At 68.7% G+C, this 8,637-nt stretch carries 9 protein-coding genes and 1 pseudogene; 7 read left to right on the top strand and 3 right to left on the bottom strand.

Going from position 1 to position 8,637, the window contains the following annotated elements; all coding sequences use genetic code 11:
• On the bottom strand, positions 1–904 hold a 904-nt coding region (locus C5F48_RS19745; protein ID WP_146170657.1), incomplete at its 3' end, for a LysR substrate-binding domain-containing protein.
• A gap of 65 nt (positions 905–969) precedes the next feature.
• Here C5F48_RS19745 and pcaD point away from each other — a divergent pair.
• From pcaD to C5F48_RS19720, 5 genes are all read left to right on the top strand, one after another.
• The gene (pcaD, locus tag C5F48_RS19740) at positions 970–1,755 is read left to right on the top strand and encodes a 3-oxoadipate enol-lactonase (RefSeq protein ID WP_107665519.1); all 786 of its coding nucleotides are present in this window, start codon (positions 970–972) and stop codon (positions 1,753–1,755) included.
• Complete coding sequence (gene pcaC, locus C5F48_RS19735; protein ID WP_107665518.1) at positions 1,752–2,141, top strand: 4-carboxymuconolactone decarboxylase; 390 nt, start codon at positions 1,752–1,754, stop codon at positions 2,139–2,141. Before pcaD ends, pcaC begins: the two co-directional genes overlap by 4 nt.
• Entirely contained in the window at positions 2,138–2,875 is a 738-nt protein-coding gene (gene pcaH, locus C5F48_RS19730) for a protocatechuate 3,4-dioxygenase subunit beta (RefSeq protein WP_107665517.1), read from the top strand. Before pcaC ends, pcaH begins: the two co-directional genes overlap by 4 nt.
• Positions 2,875–3,480 (top strand): protocatechuate 3,4-dioxygenase subunit alpha, encoded by a 606-nt coding sequence (gene pcaG, locus C5F48_RS19725; protein WP_107665516.1) that lies wholly within the window; start codon positions 2,875–2,877, stop codon positions 3,478–3,480. Before pcaH ends, pcaG begins: the two co-directional genes overlap by 1 nt.
• Before the next feature lie 76 nt (positions 3,481–3,556).
• Complete coding sequence (locus tag C5F48_RS19720; protein ID WP_107665515.1) at positions 3,557–4,870, top strand: lyase family protein; 1,314 nt, start codon at positions 3,557–3,559, stop codon at positions 4,868–4,870.
• 92 nt (positions 4,871–4,962) lie between these two features.
• Here the strand turns inward: C5F48_RS19720 and C5F48_RS26490 are convergent.
• Both C5F48_RS26490 and C5F48_RS19710 read right to left on the bottom strand, forming a co-directional pair.
• Positions 4,963–5,298, bottom strand: a pseudogene (locus C5F48_RS26490) (ABC transporter permease subunit); the annotation flags it as partial.
• Positions 5,299–5,515: 217 nt separating this feature from the next.
• Positions 5,516–6,319 (bottom strand): phosphatase PAP2 family protein, encoded by an 804-nt coding sequence (locus tag C5F48_RS19710; protein ID WP_211314601.1) that lies wholly within the window; start codon positions 6,317–6,319, stop codon positions 5,516–5,518.
• Positions 6,320–6,470: 151 nt separating this feature from the next.
• On the opposite strand from C5F48_RS19710, the gene C5F48_RS19705 reads away from it, so the two are divergent.
• Together C5F48_RS19705 and C5F48_RS19700 are read left to right on the top strand one after the other, a co-directional pair.
• On the top strand, positions 6,471–7,163 hold the full coding sequence (locus C5F48_RS19705; protein WP_107665513.1) for a response regulator transcription factor: 693 nt from the start codon (positions 6,471–6,473) through the stop codon (positions 7,161–7,163).
• Between the two features lie 80 nt (positions 7,164–7,243).
• Positions 7,244–8,338, top strand: coding sequence for an ATP-binding protein (locus tag C5F48_RS19700; RefSeq protein ID WP_211314600.1), 1,095 nt, complete (start codon positions 7,244–7,246; stop codon positions 8,336–8,338).
• Positions 8,339–8,637: the final 299 nt, after the last annotated feature.

Genomic DNA, 8,637 nt, shown 5'->3' with positions numbered 1-8,637 from the left:
GCCCGATCTGCCGCGCGACCTCTTCCAGCGTGGCGGACGGCCGGGCGGGGCTGGCCACCTGCCTGCGGGTCAGCCCGACCGCGCCCGACAGGGACCGCGCGCCCAAGGGGAAGACGGTCAGGATGCCGCGCTCCAGCTCTTCGGCCACAACGCCGCGCGAGATTAACCAGACCGCGTCGGAAGCGAGGCAGATGCCGCGTCCCAGAGCCAGCGAGGCTGTCTCGACCGCCGGTCGCTGTCCGGCGAACCCGACCGAGGCGAGGTAGTCATCGACCTGCCGCCGGATCAGCGCGGTTTCCGGCGGCAGGATCAGCGGCGCTTGGCCCAGCACCTCGGCGGCGGCGCGGCCCGCCAGCGGGTGGCCGGCGCGCGCCACCAGCACCACCTCCTCCTCGTAGAGATGCTCGAAGGTCAGCCCCGCGATCTCCGACGCGCCGGGCAGGCGGCCGACCATCAGGTCGATGTCGCCCTCGCGCAGCAGCCGCATCAGGTAGAAATGCGGCCCGGTCTCGACGGCCAGCCGGACATCGGGCCGCAGCGCGCGGAAGCGCAGCACCACCAGCGGGAAGAAGCGGGTGGCCACCGTGGGCAGCACGCCGACCCGGATCGTGCCGCCGGCGCCCGGACGCAGGGCGGCGGCGCCTGTCTCCAGCGCCTGCAGCCCGGCGCTGGCGTGGCGACGGAACAGCGCCCCCGCCTCGGTCAGCACCAGCCTGCGCCCCTGCCGCAGGAACAGCGGCTGGCCCAGAAGCGCCTCCAGTTCGGCCAGGGTGCGCGACAGCGCCGGCTGGGTGACGCCCTGCGCCCGGGCGACCGCCGACATGCCGCCCTCGGCGGCGATGTCGAGGAAGGCCCGCACATGGCGCAGCTTGATGCCGGGATGCATAACAGAACGATTATCCATTCAGGCTCATTTCGCATTGTTCAACGGGAATTCGTCGTGGCAGATTATGGGAGACGGAGGAGCCCATGCAAGTTCTCACGCGCCCCTGGGGGGCGATGCACTATCATTGCGACACGGCGGCCGCAGGGCCGACCGTGGTCTTCGCCACGTCGCTCGGCACCGACCTGCGGCTCTGGGATGCGGTGCTGCCGCTCCTGCCCGGCATCCGCGCGCTGCGTTTCGACATGCGCGGACACGGGCTTTCGGACGCGCCGGAGCCTTTGGGGCTCAGCATCGCAGACCTTGCCGAGGACGCCGCCGCGCTGATCGAGGTGGTCGCCGGGGGGCCGGTGGTCTTCGTCGGCCTGTCGATCGGCGGGATGATCGGTCAGGTGCTCGCCGTCGAGCGGCCCGATCTGCTGCGGGCGCTGGTGCTGTCGAACACAGCGGCGAAGATGGGCAGCGCCGACAGCTGGAACGCGCGGATAACGGCGATCCAGGCCGGCGGCATGGCCAGCGTCGCCGATGCGGTGATTGAGCGCTGGTTCGCCGCGCCGTTCCGCGCTGCCCCGGAATTGGCCCCGTGGCGCAACATGCTGATCCGCACCCCGGTCGCGGGCTATGCCGCGGCCTGCGGCGCCATCGCGGCGGCCGATCTCGGTGCCACGACAGCGCGGATCGGGCAGCCGACGCTGGTCATCGCCGGGGCCGAGGATGGCGCCTCGCCACCCGATCTGGTGCAGGCGACGGCGGCGCTGATCCCCGGCGCGGCCTTCCACGTCATTCCCGGCGCCGGTCACCTACCGCCGGTGGAGACGCCCGCCGCCTTCGCCGCCCTGCTGATCCCCTTCCTCAAGGAGCATGCCCGATGACGGAGCCCCCGACGATGCAGGCCCAAGGCATGGCGACGCGCCGCCGCGTGCTGGGCGACGCCCATGTGGACCGTGCCGAGGCGGCCCGGACGGATTTCGACACGCCGTTCCAGAACCTGATCACCGAGGCCGCCTGGGGCCATGTCTGGTCGCGCGACACGATTCCGCTGCGCGAACGCTCGATGCTGACCATCGCCCTGCTGGCCGGGCTCGGCAACGATCACGAGCTTGCCCTGCATATCCGCGCCACCCCCAACACCGGGGCGAGCCGCGAAGACGTGATGGAGGCGCTGCTGCATGTCGCCATCTATGCCGGGGTGCCGCGCGCCAATCACGCGATCAAGATCGCCAGGGAGACCTTTGCCGAGATGGAGGCGAGCCGATGACAGCCAACAGTGAGGGGGACCGCGACCCCCTCTTCTTCCGCGACCGGGATTGGCATCCTGCGGCCTATACGCCGGGCTACAAGACCTCGATGACCCGCGCTCCCTTCCGGCCGCTGGTGGCGCTCGGCTCCACCCTGTCGGAAGAGACCGGGCCGGCCTTCGGTCAATCGATGATCGGGGCGCTCGACAACAACCTGATCCTGAACTTCACCGGCCAGCCCGCGATCGGCGAGCGGATCATCCTGCATGGCCGGGTGCTCGACGAAACGGGCCGCGGCGTTCCCAATGTGCTGGTCGAGATATGGCAGGCCAATGCCGGCGGGCGCTACCGGCACAAGAAGGACGGTTATCTCGCGCCGCTCGATCCCAATTTCGGCGGCTGCGGCCGCACGCTGACCGGCCCGGACGGCAGCTATGAATTCCTCACCGTCCGCCCCGGCGCCTATCCCTGGCCGAACCGGGTGAATGACTGGCGGCCGATGCATGTGCATCTCTCGGTCTTCGGCAGCGGCTTCGGCCAGCGGCTCATCACCCAGATGTATTTCGAGGGCGACCCGCTGATCGCGCGCTGCCCGATCGTGCGCACCATCGGCCAGGAGAAGGCCATCGAGGCGCTGGTCGCGCCGCTCGACATGAACCGGGCGATCCCGATGGATTGCCTTGCCTACAAGTTCGACGTCGTGCTGCGCGGCCGCCGCCAGAGCCTGTTCGAGAACCGCAGGGAGGGGATGTGATGCAGCCGCTCGATTATCTGAAGGAAACGCCGTCTCAGACGGCCGGGCCCTTCGTCCATATCGGTCTCACGCCGAACAAGCTGGGCATCGGCGGCGTCTATCCGCAGGATCTGGGCGACAGCCCGATCCGCGAGGAGGCGAAGGGCCAGCAGATCACCATCGTCGGCACGGTGCGCGACGGCGCCGGGATGATCCTGCGCGATGCGCTGATCGAAAGCTGGCAGGCCGATGCGGCGGGGATCTACCCGGGCAACGACCCGCGCGGCGCGGCGGACCCGAATGTCGGCGGCTGGGCGCGGATCATCGCGGATTTCGACACCGGCGAGTGGGTGCTGAAGACGATCAAGCCGGGGGCGGTTCCCTATCCGGATGGTCGGATGATGGCGCCACATATCTCGCTGTGGATCGTCGCTCGCGGCATCAACCTCGGCCTGCAGACCCGCGTCCATTTCGAGGACGAGGACAACAGCGCCTGCCCGGTCCTGGGCCGGATCGAGCATCGCGACCGGGTGCAGACGCTGATCGCCAAGAAGACCGGGCCGGACAACTACCGCTTCGACATCGTGCTGCAGGGCGAGAACGAGACGGTGTTCTTCGACATCTGAGCGCGGTTTTCGGGCGGCGGCTGGCCCCCGCCCGCCGATCCGCTATGAAGGACAGGCAAGCCACCGAAGGACCGACATGCCCGCAGCCCCCGCCGACAGCGCCCTCTACCGCAGCCTCTTCGGCGACGAGGAGACGGCCGCCCTCTTCTCCGACAGCGCCGAGATCCGCGCCATGCTTCTGGTCGAGGGCGCGCTGGCCCGGGTGCAGGGCCGGCTCGGCGTGATCCCCGAGACAGCGGCGGCCTTCATCGACCGCTCGTCGCGCGAGGTGCTGATTGACCCTTCGGCGCTGGCCGAGGGGGTGGCCACGGACGGCGTGCCGGTGCCGGGGCTCGTCGCCGCCTTCCGCAAGGCGATGCAGGCGCCCGACCATGCGCAACACCTGCACTGGGGCGCCACCAGCCAGGACATCATGGAGACGGCGCTGGCCCTGCGGTTGCGGCGGGTCATCGAGCTCTGGGACGCCCGGCTGCTGCGGCTGATCGCGGCGCTCGGGGCGCTGGCGCGCGACCATGCCGAGACGCCGATGGCCGCCCGCACCTACGGGCAGGCGGCGACGCCGACCAGCTTCGGCGCCGTGGTCGCCGGCTGGGGGCACCCGCTGCTGCGCCACCGCGCCCGGCTGGCGGCGCTGCGCCCCGAGCTGCTGACCGTCTCGCTGGGCGGCGCGGCGGGCACGCTCTCGGCCATGGGCGAGGCCGGGCCCGCGGTGCGCGCCGCTCTGGCCGAGGCGCTGGTTCTGGCCGATCCGGGCCATTCATGGCATGCCGAACGCGACCGGACAGCCGCCTTCGCCGCCTGGATGGCCGGGCTCTGCGCCAGCCTGGGCAAGCTTGGGGAGGATCTGATCCTGATGGCGCAATCGGGCATCGGCGAGATCGCCATCGCCGGGGCGGGCGGCTCCTCCACCATGCCGCAGAAGCAGAACCCGGTCGGCCCCTCGGTGCTTGTGGCGCTGGCCCGGCAGGTGACGGCGCTGGCGGCGGCGATCCAGGGCGCCGCGGTGCATCGCCAGCAACGCGACGGCGCCGCCTGGTTCGTCGAATGGCTGACCCTGCCGCAGCTCTGCCTCTCGACCGGGCGGGCGCTGGCGCAGGCAGGTGATCTGGCGAGCAAGATCCGCCCCGATACAGCGGCGATGGCGCGCGGGCTCGACGACGGCAGCGGGCTGATCCATGCCGAGGCCTACAGCTTCGCCCTCGCCCGCCATATGCCGCGCCCCGAGGCGCAGGCGAAGGTCAAGGCCCTCTGCGCCGAGGCCCGGCCGGGCGGGCCCTCGCTGGATGCACTGGTGGCCCGCGCCTTCCCCGAACTCGACCTGACGGCGGCGGGCGGGCTCGGCGCGGCCCCGGCGGAAGCGCGGGACTTTGCGGCGGCGGTGGGCGCCTGAGCCCAGTTCGCGCGACCGCGCATGGAATCCGTTCGAAACACGGGCAGATGCTCGATGCAAACCGTGAGCGTCCCCACCGCCTGCACCGCCGGAACAAGCCCGTTCCGCACGGCATGACGCCACAGAACGGTGCGCAGCGGCATCCCCTTGAGGCGGGCGAATTCGACATAGTCGCTCGAGAGCACGTCAATCATCGTCGCGCGCACCAGCCGGTAGAAACAGGAAATCTGCAACAGCACAAGCGTCATCACCGGCAGGATGATCTTCGGCAGCTGCAGGAAGGACGACTGCCCCGGGCTCAGCAGCGCGACCGCGGGCAGCAGGTGGAAGACCTGCGCGCTGAACAGCAGGATCAGCAGCATCCCGAGCACGAATTCCGGCATGGCGTTGATCGCGATGCCGAAGAACATGATGATACGGTCCGACAGCCGGTCGCTGCTGCCGATCCAGCCTCGGCAGGATGTTGGACCCGAAGCCGGACCGACTGCTGCGGGGTTCTGAAACGCCGGCGAGGCCGTTGCGGCTCTACGGCATCACCCTGTCGTTCCCGCTTGCTCAGCGGCATTCGGCGGCCAGCGCATGGGACGAGGAGCGGTCGCGCGGCCACTTGGTGCCGCCGCCCGCCACGGATGCCGAGGGATCACCTCAGGACATCCTGCCCCGACCCCGTGTTCCCATCAGGATCCTGTCGACGCGGTCCGAGTGCTTCTCTGTCCACTTCCAGATCCAGGCCATGCCCAGGAGGGTCAGAAGCCAGGCCAGCACAACGTCCGACAGGAAATGCGCGCCGAAGAGCACGCGATTGAACGCGATCATCATGAGCAGGGGTACCAGAAGGATCGCCGCCTTCAGGCGCAGCCTTTCCGGAAACAGCACGAGCAGGGAAAGCCCCGCCGCCGCCGCCGCGGCCTCTCCGGAGGGAAAGGAGCAGTTGCGGGCGCATTGGCCCGAGAATTGCCAAACCGGGGTGAAATCCGCCGTACCGCCGAATTCCAACAGGTGACGGGGCCGCGCGCGCCCGATCAAGGGCTTCAGGGTCTCGACAATAAGCTGACCGGCCACGAAGCTCGTGACGACGAACATCGCCTTGTGCGGCGCACAGAGACCGAGCCGCCTGGGCAGAAGGGCGCGCAGCGCCAGAAGCAGCAGCATGGCGGCGATGACGACGAACGGGCCCTTGAGCCCGATCTGCCGCAGCCCCTTCAGAAACGGCTGCTCGGCCAGAACGAAGACCGTCCCTTCCGCGAAGCCGCGCGCCACCGCCAGATCGATGGCCGGAAATATCATGAAGACAAAGCTGATCAGGATCGTCAGCCGGGCGATGAGGAGCTGCGCCGCGCCGATGCCGGTTCGGATGTCGTGATGAGGCGCAATGTCGGAAGGCTTGGGCATAAAGCCCGGTAAAGTCTGGTTCATGCCGGTCTCTCGTAACGATGGATCGACCGCCATCTGGAACGGCTCTGTCAAGAAACGGCGAAGAACGGATCAAGGAGCTGTCCGGCGCAGGCGAACCCGGTGTCACGGCATTGTCCCGAATGGCGCAAAGCCCTATTCCGGGACGTATCGACGGCGCGATACGGGCATGGTGGCAGGCATCGGAATGGACAACACTCTTGTTCTCATCGTCGAGGACGAGCCGGCGATCGCCCGGATCCTCGACGCCTATCTGCGGCGCGACGGCTTCCGCACCGTTCAGGCCTCGGACGGGGAAACCGCGCTGCAGCACCATGCGCTCCTGAAGCCCGATCTCGTGCTGCTGGACGCGCGCATTCCCAAACTGGACGGCTTTGCCGTGCTGGCGCGTCTGCGGCAGACCAGCTCGACGCCGGTCATCATGGTGACGGCGCTGGCGGATGATGTCGACCGGTTGAGCGGCCTGCATCTGGGCGCCGACGATTATGTGGTGAAGCCGTTCAACCCGCAGGAGGTCGTTGCAAGGGTCAGGGCCGTGCTGCGCCGGACCCTGGGCGAGACGCGGGATGCGGTGCGCCGCTTCCGGTCTCTCGAGGTGGATTTCGGCAGCTACGTGGCTTTCGTCAACAAGGACGGACAGCGGCTTCCCCTAGCCCTCACGCTCAGCGAGTTCCGGATTCTCGCGCATATGATCCGGCACCCGACCCAGGCCTTCGCCCGCGCCGATATCCTTGACGCCTGCATGCCGGAAAGCGATGCGCTGGCGCGCACCGTGGACACCCACATCTCCAATCTGCGCCGAAAGTTGGACGAGATGGGCGAGCCCGGCTTCCTGCCGGCGGTGCGTGGTGTCGGCTACCGCCTGGCGGACCCGCAATGACCACCCGGCGCGCCCGCGCGCTGCCGCTTGCCACGCTGACCGCGATCGTCATTGCGATCATGCTGCTGCTGAGCGTCGGCATGGCCTATGTCGGCGTCACCTGGTATTCGGCCCATCTCGAGGAGGACAACAACCGCAGCCTGCCTCCGGAAGCCGCTGCCGCCTACAGGCTGGTGAACGAGGGCCGGGTTCCGGACGAGACCGCCCTAAGAACCCTCGTCGAGCATCTCGACGCGCTTGTGGCGCCGACGGATTTCAAGGTGCAGATCGCCACCCTGGCGATCGGTCTGGTCTCCGCGCTGGTCTGCGCGATCATCGGCGTCTATCTGGCAAGGCGGATCGCTCGGCCGCTCGAGACCCTGAGCGGGGCGGCCGAAGTTCTCAGATCCGGCGATTTCTCGGTTCGCGTCGCCGCATCGCCCGGAACCACCCGAGAGGTTTCCAGCCTTGTCGAGACCTTCAACGCCCTCGCCACCAGCCTCGAACAGATGGAGGAGCGGTTGCGCTTCAGCAACATGGCGGTTGCGCATGAGCTGCGCACCCCGCTGACGGTCCTGCAGGGCGGGTTGCAGGGCATACTCGACGGGGTGTTCCCGATGGATCGGAAGGTCCTCGGCGATCTGCTGCTGCAGGTCGAGGGTCTGGCCAGGATCATCGAGGATCTGCGCACCCTCTCGCTGGCCATCGGCCAGAAGCTGGTGATGCAGCGCCAAGATCTCGATCTCGCCGAGGTGGTGGAAACGCTGCTCTCCGCCTCGCGACCCATGCTTGAGGCCGGCGGGCTGGCGCTTGAAACCAGCCTGCGACCCGCCCGGATATCCGCGGACCCGACCCGGATCCGTCAGGCCGTGCTCGCCCTGATGGAGAATGCGGCCCGCTATGCGGCAAGCGGCGGATCCCTGCGCTGCGAGACCGAGCAACTGCCGGACGGCGGCGCTCTCATCCGTGTGCTTGACCGGGGGCCGGGTTTCCCAGAGGATATGGACGCCGTTGCGGTGAACCCATTCTGGAGGGGCGACGCCTCGAGATCGCGCGCCACGGGCGGAACTGGCCTCGGCCTCTCCATCGTCCAGGCCATCGCAACCGCCCATGGCGGAGATCTATCGCTCCGGAACAGACCGGGCGGAGGCGCTATGGTCGAAATCCATCTTCGTGCCGCGGGAGAGGCGTCGTGACTTTTGGGCTCACCCTGAACAATGGGGTGAACTGATGCGGCTAAGCTAGAGCCCCGCCCTGCTCATTCACGAGCGGCTGAGCGCAGCACCGGCCGCTGGTGGGCAGCCGCACCGTGCAGCGGCTGGTCAGACACGCCCGAACCGAGTTGCTCCAGACCGAAATCGCGGCAGCTTCGCAGTCGAAGCGATCCTTGCACGTGGTTGCATCGACGGCATCTTCTTAAAGCGTTTCAATCTGGCGCTGACACGAGGTCGGGTGACGTCCCTTCGGATGATGTAGCTCGCCGGTAGCACCGCCA

Source organism: Cereibacter changlensis JA139 (genome assembly GCF_003034985.1).
GTDB lineage: Bacteria > Pseudomonadota > Alphaproteobacteria > Rhodobacterales > Rhodobacteraceae > Cereibacter > Cereibacter changlensis.
The sequence above is the reverse complement of the archived record's forward strand: the minus strand, read 5'-3'. Positions and strand labels throughout refer to the sequence as shown.